Consider the following 15,262-nt stretch of genomic DNA (forward strand, 5'->3'; position numbering starts at 1 on the left):
GTCACGAACATGAACAAGGCATGGTGGAAGGAGAACGTCATCTACCAGATTTACCCCCGCAGCTTCTGTGACTCCAACGGGGACGGCATCGGCGACCTGCCCGGCATCACCAGCAAGCTGGACTACATCAAGGAGCTGGGCGTCAACGTCATCTGGCTCTCCCCGGTGTACCGCTCCCCCAACGACGATAACGGCTATGACATCAGCGACTACCAGGCCATCATGGACGAGTTCGGCACCATGGAGGACTTCGACCGTCTACTGGCCGAGGCCCACGCCCGGGGTCTGAAAATCGTCATGGACCTGGTGGTCAACCACACCTCCGACGAGCACTCCTGGTTTGTGGAGAGCCGTCAATCCAAAGACAACCCCAAGCGGGACTTCTACATCTGGCGGGAGGGCAAAGACGGAAAGGAGCCCAACAACTGGGGCTCCGCCTTCTCCGGCCCGGCCTGGACAAAGGACGAAGCTACCGGGATGTATTACCTCCACTGCTTCTCCCCCAAGCAGCCCGACCTGAACTGGGACAACCCCCAGGTCCGCCAGGCGGTGTTTGACATGATGACCTGGTGGTGCGACAAGGGCATCGACGGCTTCCGCATGGACGTCATCTCCATGATTTCCAAGCAGGATGGCCTGCCCGATATGCCCACCGGAGGCGCCCCCTACGCCTCCTGCAATCTGGGCTGCTGCAACGGGCCCCACGTTCATGAATACCTCCAGGAGATGCGCCAGAAGGTACTCTCCCACTACGACCTGCTCACCGTGGGCGAGTGTGCCGGGGTGACCATCGACCAGGCCAAGCAGTACGCCAATGCCCAGGGCACCGAGCTCAACATGGTGTTCCAGTTTGAGCACGTGGATTTGGACGGCGGCGACGCCATTTTGGGTAAGTGGAGCACCCGGAAAATCGATCTGGTGGCCCTGAAAAAGCTGCTCTCCCGGTGGCAAAACGAGCTGGACGGGGTGGCCTGGAACAGTCTCTACTTCTGCAACCACGACCAGCCCCGTATCGTCTCCCGGCTAGGGGACGACTCTCCCCAGTGGCGGGAGTCTTCGGCCAAGTGCATCGCCACCTGCCTGCACATGATGCAGGGCACCCCCTATGTCTACCAGGGGGAGGAGCTGGGCATGACCAACGTGCCCTTCGGCCCCATTGAAAACTACCGGGACCTGGAGTCCATCAACGCCTACCGGGACCTGACCGCCCGGGGCGTACTCCCCGCCGGAGAGCTGCTGGAGGCCATCGCCTACAAGAGCCGGGACAACGCCCGCACCCCCTTCCAGTGGGATGACTCTTCCAACGCCGGCTTCACCACCGGCACCCCCTGGATCATGGTCAACCCCAACTATACCCAGATTAACGCCAAGGAGCAGCTGGGTCGGGCGGATTCCGTCTTCCACTACTACCAGAAGCTCATTGCCCTGCGCCGCACTTCCCCCGACCGGGACCTCATCGTCTACGGCAGCTATCAGCTGATTCTGCCCGATGACCCCCAGCTTTTTGCCTACACCCGTACCCTGGAGGGCAAGACTCTCCTGGTGGTGTGCAACCTCTCCGGACGAACGGCCTCCTTTGTGCCGCCGGAGGAGCTGGCCGGCCAGAAGGCTCGTCTCCTCATCGCCAACTGGGCGGAGGCCCCCGCCGCTCCCGGCCCCATGACTCTGGAGCCCTGGCAGGCCGCTGTCTGGGCCCTGGAGGCTTAAGACGCCAAAAAACGCCCCGGGATCTCTGTAGATCCCGGGGCATTTTCATTTGATTGGCGCACTTAATTCAGGTAGAGGAAGCTTTCTGACGATGGGACCGCCTTCTCAGCGCTCCTCCGTCCACCCTTCGGTGGAGGCCCGGCGCACCAGCACCGGCTCAATGATTTTATGCACCGGCTTGCGGCTGTGGAGGGGTCGGCCCTCCTTCCGGGCGTTGATCTGCTCCACCACCAGGCCCACCGCCTCCTGGGCCAGCTTGTCCACCTGCTGTCCCACGGTGCTGATGGGAATGATGGCCTCCCGGGAGGCCGGGGAGTTATCGAAGCCCACAATGCGGTAGTCTTCGGGCAGATGCCCGTATTTCCGGAACAGCAGATTCAGAAGGGTGCTGGCCAGAGTGTCATTGGAGAGGAAAACTCCCTTCTTCTGGCCCTGGTACTGCTCCTCCAGGGTGGCGATGATGTCCTCCAGAATAGCCTGGTCCTCCTCATGGGAGCGGTCCACCGGCCGGAACATCACCTCATGCCGGAGCCCATGCTCCTTGCAGTAGTCCTGGAATCCGGTAATTCGCCCATAGGCCGGGATTTGCGGGTCGGTGGGCGAATTGATGTGGATCAATACGTCGCAGCCGTGCTCATCCAGCAGGGCCGCGGCCTGGTATCCGCCGGAGTAGTTGTCCGTGTTGACGCTGCACACCTGGCGGTCCTCTCGCTCCATGGTCACAATGGGAATCTGCAGCTGGGCCAGCTCCTCCGAGGAGATGGTGTGGCTGAGGACCAGCATCCCCTCAATCTGATAGGACATGAGCTCCTGGATATACCGCCGCTCGCTCTCCTCATTCCGGTTGCCCACAAACACCAGGAACTTATAGCCATAGGTCTCGTAGGTGGAGAGAATCTGGTTGAGCACCTCAGAGAAGAACCGGTGATAGAACTCCGGCAGGATGATGCCGATAAACTCCGTCTGGCCGTTGGCCAGGATGCGGGCCACCTTGTTCTCCTTGTAGTCCAGCTTGGCCAGCGCCTCGGAAATAATCCGCTGGCTCTCCGGCGCCAGGGAGTCCGGGTTATTGAAGTATCTGGAAATGGTGGTCTTTGAAAAATTGGTGTACCTTGCAATGTCGTCAAAGGTGATTTTTTTCTTTGCTTCCATAACAGCGCTCCCCGTCCCGCCGGTCTGTTTCCTGACCCGGCATGCTTTTGTCATTATACCAGAAAGGCCGGAGTTGCACAACTGGAAGGGCTCCGACGCCCCCTTGTGAAATGTGTATAATTGGGCCGGAATCAAATCAGCTATTATTTACAAAGTTGGGTTATTTTCATTCAAATGATTGACGTATCCTCTTTCAAAGTGCTAATATATGGCCAAAGTAACCGGTTCCATGTTGTGTTTTGTTGAATTTTCAGGAGCAGGAGGATTGATCATGAAAAAAGCAATCGCATCCGTGCTGATTGTGGTTGTGGTGCTGGGTGCCCTGACCGCAGCAGCTGTCAGCGGGGTCCGGTTTGGGTTTGCCAGCAACCCGGACGACCCCAATCAGGAAAGCAAAGCAGAACCCATTGATACCTCGGTAGACACCTTCCAGTACGATCCCTCTCTGGAGGGGACCAGCATCACGCTGCTCAACTCCAAGGCGGAGATCCAGAACGCCCTGGTGGAGATGAGCGCGGAGTTTGAAAAGAAGTCCGGCGTTCACGTGGAGGTCATGCCGGTCACCGACGGCGACTCTCCCTACACCAAGGTCGTCAGCCTCTATAACTCGGGCAATCCGCCCACCATGTCCATTCTGGACACCACCGACGTCATCGCCCTGGCCGAAGAGAAGGCCGCCGACCTGTCCAACGAGGCCTGGCTGAAGGAGGCCGAGGGTTACCTCACCGAGGTCAACGGCAAGGTGTACAGCTTCCCCCTGTGCATTGAGGGCCGCGGCATCATCTACAACCAGCAGGTCATTGAGGACACTCTGGGCGAGCCCTTTGACCCCGCCTCTCTCCAGACTCTGGACGACTTTGTGGCCCTGCTGGACCGCCTGGTGGCCGCCGGCATGGAGCATCCCGTCTCCCTGGCCATGGAGGACTGGTCCCTGGGTGCCCACCACCTGCAGTACGTCTATGAGACCTACGACGGCACCTCCGCCGGAGCGGCCGAGGTCATCGAACAGATCAAGGACGGCGAGCTGGATCTCAACACCTATGACCGCATGTCCCAGTTCCTGGACATGTTTGACGTGCTGAGAAAGTACAACGTGGCCGCCAGCGACCCCCTGGGCGCCGACTACGACGAGATGGCCATCGACCTGGCTGACGGCAAGACCGCCTTCTGGTTCAACGGCAACTGGGCCTGGCCCAACCTGGAGGAGGCTGATGCAGAGAAGGATGATGCCTATGGCTTCCTGCCCTACTTCATGAACAACGATCCCGACGACTTCGTCAATTATCAGATTCAGGCCTCCCCCTCCAAGCAGGTGATGCTGGATGGCGTGGTGGCCACGGAGAAGCAGCTGGCCGCCGCCAAGGAGTTCTTGAACTGGATCGTTTACAGCGAAATCGGCCAGCAAATGCTGGTCAAGACCTGCAACATCATCCCCCCCTTCCAGAACAACCCCTACGAGCCCTCCGACCCCCTCAGCCGTGACATCTACAATCACGTGCACGAAGACACTGCCTTCAACGCTTCTGCCATCGTGCCCAACGACCACTGGTCCATCCTGGGCGCCGCCATGCAGAAGTACCTGGCCCAGCGCAGCGACCGAGATGAGCTCATTGCCTCCATCGAGGCCTACTGGGCTCAGCAGCAATAAGGAGGAGGATTTGAAATGAAAGGAAAAAGCGGAGGAAAGGATTTCTGCGGCTTCGCACTGCCCGGTATGTTCTGCTTCTTTGCCGTGGTTATCATCCCGTTTCTTTACGGCGTGTATCTCACTTTGACGGACTGGAACGGCGTGTCTTCCGTCAAAAACTTCGTGTGGTTTGATAACTTTGCCAGCGTACTGAAGGACACCCAGTTCTGGTCCTCCCTGCTGCTGACCTTTAAATATGTTATCTTCGTGGTGGTTATCGTCAACGTGCTGGCCTTTGGCATCGCCTACCTGCTGACCCGGGGCATCAAGGGTCAGAACTTTTTCCGGGCCGGCTTCTTCACCCCCAACCTCATCGGCGGCCTGGTTCTGGGCTACATCTGGCAGTTCGTGTTCTCCCGGGTGTTCGTGGGCGTGGGCGAGGCCACCGGCTGGAGCCTCTTTGAGATCTCCTGGCTGTCCGACCCCAGTCTGGCCTTTGCCGCTCTGGTGCTGGTCTCCGTGTGGCAGCTGTCCGGCTACATGATTCTCATCTACGTGGCCGGCTTTATGGGCCTCAACCAGGACGTGATGGAGGCCGCCAGCATTGACGGCGCCACCGGCTGGGTGAAGCTGAAGAGCATCATCCTCCCCCTCATGATGTCCTCCATCACCATCTGCCTCTTCCTCACCCTGTCCAGAGCCTTCATGGTGTACGACGTCAACCTCTCCCTGACCGCCGGCGCTCCCTATGGCACCACGGAAATGGCCGCCATGCACGTGTATGAGAAGGCCTTCACCTCCCGTCAGTTCGGCGTAGGCCAGGCAGAAGCTCTCATTCTGTTCGTCATCGTGGCCATCATCAGCGGCATCCAGGTGTACATCACCAAGAGACAGGAGGTCGAGGCATAATGAACAACTCTACCATCGGCGGCACCAAGCGCAAGGTAACCAACGCCCTGGCTATGGCCGGCCTCATCATCATCTTCATCGCCTATATGTTCCCCTTCATCATGGTGGTCATCAACTCCATGAAGGAAAAGCGGGACATCATCAAGAGCCCCTTCTCCTGGCTCTTCACCATCAAGGGTCTGTCCTTCGACAACTTCGTCAAGGCATTTACCCAGATGGACTTCCTCAACGCCTTTAAAAACTCCCTCATCGTCACCGTCTCTGCCACCGTGCTGGTGACCCTGCTGGCCGCTATGCTGGCCTATTACATCGTCCGCCACAACAACAAGTTCTCCAAACTCACCTTCGCCCTCATGGTGGCCTCCATGATCATCCCCTTCCAGGCCATCATGATTCCCCTGGTGAGCATCTACGGCGGCACCCTCAACGTGCTGAACCACCGCATCACCCTGATCTTCATGCACGTCGGCTTCTCCATGGCCATGTCGGTCTTTATGTTCCACGGCTTTATCAAGGGCAACATCCCCATCGCACTGGAGGAGGCCGCCTACATCGACGGCTGCACCCACTTCCAGACCTTCTTCAAAATCGTGCTGCCCCTCCTCAAGCCCATCATCTCCACCATGGTCATTCTGAACTCCCTGGCCTTCTGGAACGACTACCTGTTGCCCTCCCTGGTGCTCACCGATAAGGAGCTGCTCACCCTGCCCCTGTCCACTTACAGCTTCTACGGCACCTATTCGGCCGACTACGGCACCATCATGGCGGGCCTGCTGCTGTGCGTCATCCCCATCCTGATTCTGTATGTCATCCTCCAAAAGCAGATCATCGGCGGTGTGGTATCCGGCGCGGTAAAATAAGGACTGTCAAAACCGCTCCCGGTGTGATACAATTCATGTTTGCATGGAGGCCATCCACCCTGTCGGCACGGGGCCGGCAATGCAGCCTATTCATCGGGAGCCTCTGCTGAGGGGCTCCCGATTTTTATGGAGCGGCGGAACACAGCCTATGCAAAGACCAGCAAGATATGGAGTGAACCACATTGACCGAAGATATTCTGCACCTGCGGGCACCGGGAAACTGGATCAACGACCCCAACGGTTTTATCTACTATAAAGGGGAATACCACCTCTTTTACCAACACTTTCCCTACGCCCCCCGCTGGGGCACCATGCACTGGGGCCATGCGGTCAGCCGGGACCTGGTCCACTGGAAGCACCTGGGTGTCGCCCTCTTCCCCACCAAGGACTACGACCAGGATGGCGTGTTCTCCGGCAGCGCTCTGGAGCTGGACGGCCGGATGCACCTCTACTATTCGGCGGTACGCTATACCCAGCCCAAGCCGGAGGACATCCACATAGCCGAGGGTGACCGGTTTGAAACCAGCCAGGCTATGGTGGTCTCCCCCGACGGGCGGCACTTTGACAACTGGACTGACAAGCGGCAGATTATCCCGGTGATTACAGACCCGGAGCAGGGCGACCGGAAGGACACCCGGGACCCCAAGGTGTGGAAGGAGGGCAGCTCCTACCGAATGGTGCTGGGCAGCACCTGTGGGGGCACCATGGGGCGCGTTCTCTTTTACCGCAGCGAGGACGGACTCACCTGGACCTACGCCAACCAGTACGCCGCCCCGGAGCTGGGCCGGATCCTGGAGTGCCCCGACCTGGCAAAGCTGGAGGAGGGCTACCTGTTCTTCGGATCCCCCATGGGCATTACGGCGGACGGCCTGGCCTATTCCGATCAGGCCATGTACGCCCGGGCAGAGTTTGAGTCCGAATCCTGCCGGATGACCCTGACGGAACCTCTCTCCTTCCTGGATTACGGCCTGGACCTCTACGCCCCCCAGAGCACCCTGGACGAGGCGGGCCGCCGGGTGGTGGTGGGCTGGATGCGGATGCCTCAGCCCGCCCCCGACTTTGGAGATGGCCGCGGCCCCTGGAACGGCACGATGAGCCTGCCCCGGGTGGTGGAAGTGCGGGAGGGCCGGGTCTGCTTCCCGGTACATCCCAACGTGTCCGCCTGCTTTACAAAATTGGTTTCCGACCTCTCTTCCCTGGCGGACCACCGGCCCGTCCGGCTCCAGACCACGCTCCGGGAAGGGGACAGTCTGAACCTGGGCGGCTACCGCATTCGCATGCGGGACGGCCAGGTGGAGGGCGACCGAAGCGACGTATTTGCCGGGCTCTCCCAGGTCCGACTCACCGCCCGGAGCCCCCGGCTGCCCGAGGGCAGCTGCCGCCTGGACATCTTTGTGGACCAAAATTTGATTGAAATTTTTATCAACGAGGGACAATACGTACTCAGTCACGTGGTGTATGATCTCGGCTCCCAGCTGGAGGGCCGTTTTAATGCCATCCACACCCTCTGATTCTTATTTTCTTTTCAGAAAGGAAGCGGCTTTGCCATGACGGATATTACTACCATCGGCGAGGTGCTCATCGACCTGACCCAGACCGGCGCCACCCCGCAGAACGTTCCCCTTCTCGCTGCCAACCCCGGCGGCGCGCCCGCCAACGTGGCGGTGGCTGCCGCCCGCCTGGGGGCCAAAACGGCCTTTCTGGGCAAGGTAGGCCGGGACGGCTTCGGCAGCTACCTCACCGGCGTGCTGGCGGAAAACGGCGTGGATGTATCCGGTGTCCGCACCGACTCGGCCCCCACCACCATGGCGGTGGTCACCGTCTCTGCCACCGGAGAGCGGTCCTTCCGCTTTGTCCGGGGCGCGGACTGCGCGCTGACCCCCGAGGAGGTGGACATCCGCCTGGTGGAGCATGCCAAGATCCTCCACTTCGGCTCGGTGAGCCTCACCGCTGGTCTCGCCCGCTCCGCCACCTTGTTCGCCGCTCGGGAAGCCCAGGCCCACGGTGTGTTGGTAAGCTATGACCCCAACTACCGGGACGCCCTGTGGAGCAGCCAGGAGGAGGCCGTGGAGTGGATGCGCATTCCCCTGCCCCTGGTGGACATTCTCAAGCTCTCCGACGAGGAGCTGCCCCTCCTCACCGGCACGGCGGACCCCGAAGAGGGCAGCCGCCGCATGGAGGAACAGGGCGTGCGCCTGGTACTCATCACCCTGGGCGCCGGCGGGGCTTTCTACCGCTGGCAGGGCAAAACCGGGCTGGTCCCCGGCGTGACCACCACGGTGGCCGACACCAACGGCGCCGGGGACACCTTCCTGGGTGCCGTGCTCAGCCGCCTGACCCGTCGGGGCGACGCGCCGCTGGACCAGCTCACCGCATCTGAGCTGGAGACGATTCTGGCCTTTGCCAACCGGGCGGCGGCCAAAACCTGTTCCCGCAGCGGCGCCATTCCCGCCATGCCTACCCTGGCCGAGCTGGAGGACTAAAGGAGGAGACCCAATGAGAACCAAAAAATCCACCGGGGAGCAGACCGCTTCCAGAGCAAATAAAAAGCCGGCGCAGACTAAGAGCCGCGCCGCCAAAGCAGAGGAAACCGCCGTAGTATCCAAGGCGACCGTGGCCGCCGATCCGGTCTTTGACCGGCGGCTGGCCCGGCACTATGACGAGCTCAAGTGGCTCTACTGTGAGCTCTACCACGGCGATCTGAATGCCTTTGATTACTTTGTGAACATGCTCCGCCGGAGCTGGGCAGAGCGAAAGGAAGACCTGCGGGCCCAGGACGCCCGCCGGGAGGCTGACCCCGACTGGTACCGCCGCCGGGACCTGCTGGGCATGATGCTCTACACCAACGCCTTTGCCGGCACCCTCAATGGAGTGCGGGAGAAGCTGCCCTACCTGGAGGAGTGCGGCGTCAATTATCTCCACCTGATGCCCCTTCTTGCAAGCCCCAAGGGCCGCAGCGACGGTGGGTACGCCGTGGCTGATTTCCGGACCGTAGAACCGGAGCTGGGCACCATGGAGGACCTGGAGCACCTGGCCGACGCCTGCCGGGCAAAGGACATCAGCCTGTGTCTGGACTTCGTGATGAACCACACCAGCGAGGATCACAAGTGGGCCCGGAAGGCCCGGGCCGGGGAACCCGGCTACCGGGAGCGCTATTTCTTCTACGACAACTGGGACATTCCCCAGGAATTTGAAAAGACCGTTCCCCAGGTGTTCCCCACCACCGCTCCGGGCAGCTTCACCTGGCTCCCCGACTGCCAGCAGGTGGTGATGACCAACTTCTATCCCTATCAGTGGGACCTCAATTACGCCAACCCCATGGTCTTCAACGACATGACGGAAAACCTCCTCTACCTGGCCAACCGGGGCATTGACATCATTCGCCTGGACGCCGTCCCCTACATCTGGAAGGAGCTGGGCACCAACTGCCGCAACCTCCCTCAGGTGCACACCCTGGTGCGGATGATGCGCATGGTCTGCGAAATTGTCTGTCCCAGTGTCCTGCTGCTGGGCGAGGTAGTGATGGAGCCGGCCAAGGTGGTCCCCTACTTCGGCACTCAGGACAAACCCGAGTGCCACATGCTCTACAACGTCACCACCATGGCCACCACCTGGCACACACTGGCCACGGGAGACGTCTCCCTCCTGCGGCACCAGATGGACATTGTCTCCGCCCTGCCCCGGGATTTCCTCTTTCTGAATTACCTGCGCTGCCACGACGACATCGGCTGGGGCCTGGACTACCCCTGGCTGGGGGAGCACTTCGGCACCAACGAGGTGGCCCACAAAAAGTACCTCAACGACTGGTTCACCGGAAGATGGCCGGGCAGTGAGAGCCGCGGCGAGCTTTACAACGACGATCCCCGTCTGGGAGACGCCCGCCTGTGCGGCACCACCGCCTCCCTGTGCGGCGTGGAAGCCGCCGATTATGAGAAGGATCCCTTCAAGCTGGAGCGCTCCATCGCCTGCGATCTGATGCTCCACGCCTGGATGCTCACCCAGAGCGGAATCCCCGTTCTCTACAGCGGCGACGAGGTGGGGCAGCTCAACGACTACTCCTACCACCAGGATGATGAGAAGCGCACGGACAGCCGATACCTTCATCGTGGGGCCTTCCAGTGGGACCTGGCCCAGCTGCGCCACGACCCGGACACCCGCCAGGGCAAGCAGTTCATGGGCCTGCGCCGTCTGGAGCAGCTGCGGGCGGAAGAGCCCGCCTTCGATCCCCGGGCCGACGTGTGGACCTTCGACACCGGAAACTCCCACGTATTGGGTGTGGGGCGCTGGTACAACGGCCGCAAGCTGATTGCCCTGTTCAATTTCAGCCAGGAGTTTGTCACCGTCTCCAGCCCGGAGACCGGTGCCTTCGATGAGCTGGTTTACGGCGGCCATTTTGAGGATCTCAGTCACGTGGAGCTCTTCCCCTACGGCTTTGTCTGGCTGGCACACACAGAGGCGTAACCATCCCGCTCCCCATTTGTGACCAATAAAAGCCCTGTATCGTCCGCTGGTGCGATACAGGGCTTTTCCCATTTCTTTTGATAATCTTTCTTTTAAACTGCTGCTCCGCTGTCCAAAAATAAGATTGTATATTCACCGCCTATTCTCTATACTGGGATCAGATAACCCATCCTTTCCAGAGAGGAGGCCGTGTCATGGCCGAGAATTTCTGCTGTCCGTGCAAGCGGCACCAGTTCATTTTGTTCGCGTCAACTCTGTTGGTCCTGGCCGCTCTGCTGGTCGGCTGCTCCGCCCAGTCCCAATCCAACCGTCAGGAAGCCATCCCTTTTACCGAGGGCCAACTCTACGCTGCGGCCTATCTGGGGTATCAGCAAATCGAGGATCTGGACTACTATGTGCAGCAGTATCTGGACAGCGATGAGCTTCCTGTCCATTATCTCTCCGCCGGGGATTACTACCTGATTATTCCCCGGTACTCCGGCATGGGGCTGTCCCTGTACCGCAACGACTTTGACACTTCCGAGCCCATTCTCATTTACCAGGATCCGGACTGCCAGCCCTTCCTGCTCCAGTGTAACGCCAGTGATATCTTCGCCGACGCCACCATCCGCTTGACCTGGGAGGATGAGACCGTGGAGTTCTCCCCCTTCCTGTCCCTGAAAGACGGGTCGGTGGAAATCGGCGATCGGGGACTGGATCTGACTGCCGGGACCGAAACCCAGCAGGCTGGGACCTGAACGCCTGGAACTCTCCAACCTACAAGCCAACCAGAATGCCCTCCGGGAAATTCCCCGGAGGGCATTTTGCTTCTGCCAGACACCACGCCTCATTTCCTTGCACCGTCCGCACTTCCGTTCCGGCCCAGAGACGTGATGAAGGCTGTATATAAATGGTTCTGCGGTTCTATCGGCGCTCAGAAATACTTTTCTGTCTGAATATGCCGTCCATCACACCGAACAGGCAACAAGAAAACGGTGCTTCAGCCAGCTTTCGTGAATTTGAAGCTTGACCGTCTTCTGGGGGTTGACCGCCTGACAGATTCCCAGACTGCCAATCAGATTCAGCGCCATCACGGCCTCGGAAGATGTCATTCCCCCATACTCCGTCAGATACTCCGCCAGCTGAATGGATGCCTTTTCCGCCGCCTCGTCCAGGCTGTCCGCCGAGGCAATGAAATAATAGTATGCCCCCTCCTTGACCACCGGGTACTGCAGGCAGACGTGCTTCAGCACCGTCACCCGGAGGAGTACAGAACCGCAGACCTCCGCCCCGCTGTACCCAATCTCCCCATCGGCCATCACCGCGTGAAGATCGCCCAGCGCCAGATAGCCTCCATCCTCCAGCACAGGGAGATACACCGTGGCCCCCTCTGTGATGTTGGAGCAGTCCATATTGCCCCCGTGGGCTCCCGGTGTCAGCGTGGAGGTACACTCCGGCGTAGCCGTACCGATGACCCCGATCATGGGGCGCACGGCAATATCCAGGTCACCCAGGCGCACATGGCCCTGCTCCACGGGTACAATCTTGAAGGCATCCTCCTCCACCAGCTTTCCCAGACATCCCTTACCTGCAATCTGCTCAATCACCGCCTGTGAGGCGATATTGATCTTCAGAATATCCACCTTGAGGGTGTCTCCCCGCTCCGCCTGACGGATCAAAATGGGGCCGGTGGCGGGGTTGTCCGCAGCGGGCTCCCCTTCCTGCTGCTCCGTTCGGTAAAATCGGTTGCCGAAGCAGTCCATCGTTTCCACCAACAAAACGTCGCCGCTCTCCGCTGCCACGGCAGGGGGATTTTCCGCACTCATGGCCGTTACAAAATGGTGGCTGGACAGATGATACATTGCGCTCACTCCTTGTGTTTTTCCTAATGTCATGCTATCATAAAACCGTCTACATTAAAATGGAATAATATTTATAATTATCATGAGGGAATGGAATATATGAACACACGGAAGTATCGGGCCTTTTTGCTCTGTCTGGAGTGCGGCTCCATCACCGAGGCTGCGGAAGCACTGAACTATACCCAATCGGCTGTCAGCAAGATGATTGCCGAACTGGAGCACGAATGGGAGATGGAACTGTTCATCCGGAGCAAACAGGGGGTGACGCCCACCCGGGAGGCCCGCCAGCTTGCCCCGCAGATTGCCCGCATCTGCCAGCTTCAGGACCTGATCACCGACGAAATTGCAGGCTTTCACCAGGACCGCCCCCGTACCCTGCGCATCGGTGTATTTGCCAGTGTATCCGCCGGTCTGCTCCCCAAGGCGCTCAAGCGGTTCAAAGCGCAGTGCGGAAACACGGAGGTCTTTTTGAAAAACGGAGAGTACCAGGAAATTGAGGAGTGGTTGAAAACCGGGGAGATTGACTGCGGATTTGTACGCCTGCCGGTACACTCCGATTTTGTGGTCCGGGAGATTACACAGGACCGGCTCATGGCCGTCCTTCCTCCCCAGCACCCCTATGCCGACGCCCCCTTCTTCCCCATTGAACAGCTGCCTCAGGAGACCTTTATCCGTCTGAAGGAGTACGCGGACAACGAGATCTCCCTCTATTTTCAAAGCTCCTCCGTTCAGCCCAACCTGGCCTACGAGGTCAGCGATGACTACGCCATTCTCTCCATGGTGGAGAGCGGACTGGGCGTCAGCCTTCTCCACGACCTGGTGGTGGACACCAACCGATTTCAGGTGGTGAAAAAGCCCCTTAAGCCTGAGTGCATCCGAAACATCGGGTTTGCCTATCGCTCCAGCCCCTATCTGCATCCCTCTGTGGCAATTTTTCGGGATTGTCTCTGCATGGAGTAGTCTTTTGCCGAGTGGGTCTGATGTTGCACCCATCAAGGCGCAAAAAAGCCCGCAGCCTATGCTGCGGGCTTTTTAATCCTTGTTCCAGGTCAGTGGTCCTGGTTTTCTTCCTCCGGCGGAAGGGGATGCCACGCGGGCGGCTCCTTTCGGCGCAGAAACAGCCCCTTGATGCGGTCCAACACCCCTTCCACCATATGGAACCAGAGATTTCCAATGATAAATACCACCACCAGCAGGAGCAGAAACGCCCCCAATTCTCTCAGCGGCATGGCACTCTCACTTCGTGGCGTAGTGGTTCAGGAAGAAGTCGGTGAAGGCCGCCAGCTCCTCCTCCTGAGACACATAGACGTAGAGGCTCTCATCCTCCAGCCAGTCATAGGCGTTGATGGCAATATATCCCTTCTTGTCAGGATAAATCACAAACGCATCGGTGGGGTACTTGTTCCGGTAGGCCTTCAGAATCTCGCTGCGGCGGTACCAGGTGGGGTCTCCGCAGCCAGAGAGGTCGGGGACGGTGGGCACCACAACGATGGTCTGGCTGGCCTCATTCCAACCCACAATCAGATTTCCGATTTTGGTCTTGCTTCCGTGGACAAAACCATAATTGAACCGAGAAACGTCCTCGGTATAGCCGTAAATCAGGCGGTAATCATCCCCGTTTTCCACCACTTGGTTGAACAGCAGGCGCATCTTTTTTGCATTGGCGTTGCTCTTTTCCATGTCCACTTCCGGACCCTTGAACAGCTTGCTGAAAAATCCCATTGTCATTTCCTCCTGAATATATGTTTTGTTATCTGCAAGCCAGACCACAGCCTTGTCCGTCTGACTAGCTCTCTCAAAATAAAAACATTTCTATAATTTTGTTTTTATTTTGCCGGGTTAAAATCCGCCGGAACAGAGGACTAAACCGCACTGTTCGGGCGGATTTTGTATGGACTATTTTAAGTTGACCGGCTGTTCTTTCATTTTTTCCAGACAGGCCACAATGGTATTGATTTGAATCTCCACGGTGGCATCGGCTGCCTCGGGCACAAGGAACGGCAAAGTCTGGGGAATAGCACGCCGGATCACCATAGCCGCCAGGCTCAGGTTGGTAAAGAGCTGAATCCGCTCCCGGCTGGCCTCAATTCCAAAGCACTCCAAAATATGGCCGAAGAGGCTTGCCTGCCTTTCCCGGAACACCCGGCTGCTCTCCTCCGACAAGCGGCGGAAAATCATCTGCTGCTCCTCAATGGACAAAACCGCAATGCCGTTTCGCTCTCCGTAACAGCAGGCATGAAGAAACTGCCGGACTCCTTCCCGCCAACTCAGAGACGGGTCCTCCATCAGGGTACGGGCAAAGGCCAGAATCTTCGGCTGCTGAACATAGATTACTTCTAAAATCAGGTCCTCCTTGGTGGGAAAGAAGGTGTAAAAGAAGGTGCGGGAAATGCCGACGGCCTTATAAATCTGCTCCACGGTGGTGTGCTGAAAGCCCTGCTTGGCCATCAGCTTTAGCCCTGTATTCACAAGGGCTGACCGGATTTGTTCCCGCTCCTCCTCGGAATAGGCAATCTTCGGCATGTTCCTCTCCCCAAATAAATACAACAATTAAAATTTGTCTTTATTCTAGCACGCACGATTCCAGAATGCAAGCAGGACTTTCACTGTACGGCGCCTCTGCTTCCCATTCCTTCACAGATGCTCTCGCCCAAAAATTTTTGACAACGCCTGTAAAATGGACTATGCTCAAGATAACTATGAAC

14 protein-coding genes are annotated in these 15,262 nt (G+C 58.7%); 9 read left to right on the forward strand and 5 right to left on the reverse strand.

All coding sequences use genetic code 11. The annotated features are described in order from the left end of the window. Positions 1–9: 9 nt before the first annotated feature. Positions 10–1,707: an alpha-glucosidase gene (locus DWX58_RS06500; RefSeq protein ID WP_118642168.1), complete on the forward strand. Its 1,698-nt coding sequence runs from the start codon at positions 10–12 to the stop codon at positions 1,705–1,707. Positions 1,708–1,812: 105 nt separating this feature from the next. Here DWX58_RS06500 and DWX58_RS06505 read toward each other — a convergent pair whose 3' ends face one another. Further along, entirely contained in the window at positions 1,813–2,859 is a 1,047-nt protein-coding gene (locus tag DWX58_RS06505; protein WP_118642170.1) for a substrate-binding domain-containing protein, read from the reverse strand. Positions 2,860–3,130: 271 nt separating this feature from the next. On the opposite strand from DWX58_RS06505, the gene DWX58_RS06510 reads away from it, so the two are divergent. From DWX58_RS06510 to DWX58_RS06540, 7 genes are all read left to right on the forward strand, one after another. Next, positions 3,131–4,507 (forward strand): ABC transporter substrate-binding protein, encoded by a 1,377-nt coding sequence (locus DWX58_RS06510; protein ID WP_118642172.1) that lies wholly within the window; start codon positions 3,131–3,133, stop codon positions 4,505–4,507. A gap of 15 nt (positions 4,508–4,522) precedes the next feature. Then, positions 4,523–5,395: a sugar ABC transporter permease gene (locus DWX58_RS06515; protein WP_118642174.1), complete on the forward strand. Its 873-nt coding sequence runs from the start codon at positions 4,523–4,525 to the stop codon at positions 5,393–5,395. Next, complete coding sequence (locus DWX58_RS06520; RefSeq protein WP_118642176.1) at positions 5,395–6,255, forward strand: carbohydrate ABC transporter permease; 861 nt, start codon at positions 5,395–5,397, stop codon at positions 6,253–6,255. Before DWX58_RS06515 ends, DWX58_RS06520 begins: the two co-directional genes overlap by 1 nt. Before the next feature lie 182 nt (positions 6,256–6,437). Then, complete coding sequence (locus DWX58_RS06525; protein WP_118642178.1) at positions 6,438–7,766, forward strand: glycoside hydrolase family 32 protein; 1,329 nt, start codon at positions 6,438–6,440, stop codon at positions 7,764–7,766. Between the two features lie 36 nt (positions 7,767–7,802). Beyond that, positions 7,803–8,738: a carbohydrate kinase gene (locus DWX58_RS06530; RefSeq protein WP_118642180.1), complete on the forward strand. Its 936-nt coding sequence runs from the start codon at positions 7,803–7,805 to the stop codon at positions 8,736–8,738. A gap of 13 nt (positions 8,739–8,751) precedes the next feature. Next, a complete protein-coding gene (locus DWX58_RS06535) occupies positions 8,752–10,716 on the forward strand; it encodes an alpha-amylase family protein (protein ID WP_118642182.1) in 1,965 nt (654 codons plus the stop codon). Between the two features lie 194 nt (positions 10,717–10,910). Next, positions 10,911–11,453, forward strand: coding sequence for a hypothetical protein (locus tag DWX58_RS06540; RefSeq protein ID WP_118642184.1), 543 nt, complete (start codon positions 10,911–10,913; stop codon positions 11,451–11,453). A gap of 210 nt (positions 11,454–11,663) precedes the next feature. Here DWX58_RS06540 and DWX58_RS06545 read toward each other — a convergent pair whose 3' ends face one another. Next, positions 11,664–12,557 (reverse strand): acetamidase/formamidase family protein, encoded by an 894-nt coding sequence (locus DWX58_RS06545; protein WP_158579226.1) that lies wholly within the window; start codon positions 12,555–12,557, stop codon positions 11,664–11,666. 99 nt (positions 12,558–12,656) lie between these two features. Here DWX58_RS06545 and DWX58_RS06550 point away from each other — a divergent pair, with 99 nt between their 5' ends. Beyond that, positions 12,657–13,517, forward strand: coding sequence for a LysR family transcriptional regulator (locus tag DWX58_RS06550; protein WP_158579227.1), 861 nt, complete (start codon positions 12,657–12,659; stop codon positions 13,515–13,517). A gap of 89 nt (positions 13,518–13,606) precedes the next feature. Here DWX58_RS06550 and DWX58_RS06555 read toward each other — a convergent pair whose 3' ends face one another. From DWX58_RS06555 to DWX58_RS06565, 3 genes are all read right to left on the reverse strand, one after another. Continuing rightward, the gene (locus DWX58_RS06555; protein ID WP_118642190.1) at positions 13,607–13,786 is read right to left on the reverse strand and encodes a hypothetical protein; all 180 of its coding nucleotides are present in this window, start codon (positions 13,784–13,786) and stop codon (positions 13,607–13,609) included. Between the two features lie 7 nt (positions 13,787–13,793). Continuing rightward, positions 13,794–14,279: a hypothetical protein gene (locus DWX58_RS06560; RefSeq protein ID WP_118642192.1), complete on the reverse strand. Its 486-nt coding sequence runs from the start codon at positions 14,277–14,279 to the stop codon at positions 13,794–13,796. Between the two features lie 174 nt (positions 14,280–14,453). Then, positions 14,454–15,080 (reverse strand): TetR/AcrR family transcriptional regulator, encoded by a 627-nt coding sequence (locus tag DWX58_RS06565; RefSeq protein ID WP_118642194.1) that lies wholly within the window; start codon positions 15,078–15,080, stop codon positions 14,454–14,456. Between the last annotated feature and the right edge of the window lie 182 nt (positions 15,081–15,262).

The sequence above is a fragment of the Pseudoflavonifractor sp. AF19-9AC genome (assembly GCF_003478995.1).
Taxonomy (GTDB): Bacteria; Bacillota; Clostridia; order Oscillospirales; family Oscillospiraceae; genus Lawsonibacter.

What these genes read in the sequence shown, in the direction of transcription:
- DWX58_RS06530 (WP_118642180.1), top strand. Translation starts at nt 7,803, where the DNA reads ATGACGGATATTACTACCATCGGCGAGGTGCTCATCGACCTGACCCAG.
- DWX58_RS06560 (WP_118642192.1), bottom strand. Translation starts at nt 14,279, where the DNA reads ATGGGATTTTTCAGCAAGCTGTTCAAGGGTCCGGAAGTGGACATGGAA.
- DWX58_RS06535 (WP_118642182.1), top strand. Translation starts at nt 8,752, where the DNA reads ATGAGAACCAAAAAATCCACCGGGGAGCAGACCGCTTCCAGAGCAAAT.
- DWX58_RS06565 (WP_118642194.1), bottom strand. Translation starts at nt 15,080, where the DNA reads ATGCCGAAGATTGCCTATTCCGAGGAGGAGCGGGAACAAATCCGGTCA.
- DWX58_RS06540 (WP_118642184.1), top strand. Translation starts at nt 10,911, where the DNA reads ATGGCCGAGAATTTCTGCTGTCCGTGCAAGCGGCACCAGTTCATTTTG.
- DWX58_RS06545 (WP_158579226.1), bottom strand. Translation starts at nt 12,557, where the DNA reads ATGTATCATCTGTCCAGCCACCATTTTGTAACGGCCATGAGTGCGGAA.
- DWX58_RS06550 (WP_158579227.1), top strand. Translation starts at nt 12,657, where the DNA reads ATGAACACACGGAAGTATCGGGCCTTTTTGCTCTGTCTGGAGTGCGGC.
- DWX58_RS06510 (WP_118642172.1), top strand. Translation starts at nt 3,131, where the DNA reads ATGAAAAAAGCAATCGCATCCGTGCTGATTGTGGTTGTGGTGCTGGGT.
- DWX58_RS06520 (WP_118642176.1), top strand. Translation starts at nt 5,395, where the DNA reads ATGAACAACTCTACCATCGGCGGCACCAAGCGCAAGGTAACCAACGCC.
- DWX58_RS06515 (WP_118642174.1), top strand. Translation starts at nt 4,523, where the DNA reads ATGAAAGGAAAAAGCGGAGGAAAGGATTTCTGCGGCTTCGCACTGCCC.
- DWX58_RS06500 (WP_118642168.1), top strand. Translation starts at nt 10, where the DNA reads ATGAACAAGGCATGGTGGAAGGAGAACGTCATCTACCAGATTTACCCC.
- DWX58_RS06555 (WP_118642190.1), bottom strand. Translation starts at nt 13,786, where the DNA reads ATGCCGCTGAGAGAATTGGGGGCGTTTCTGCTCCTGCTGGTGGTGGTA.
- DWX58_RS06505 (WP_118642170.1), bottom strand. Translation starts at nt 2,859, where the DNA reads ATGGAAGCAAAGAAAAAAATCACCTTTGACGACATTGCAAGGTACACC.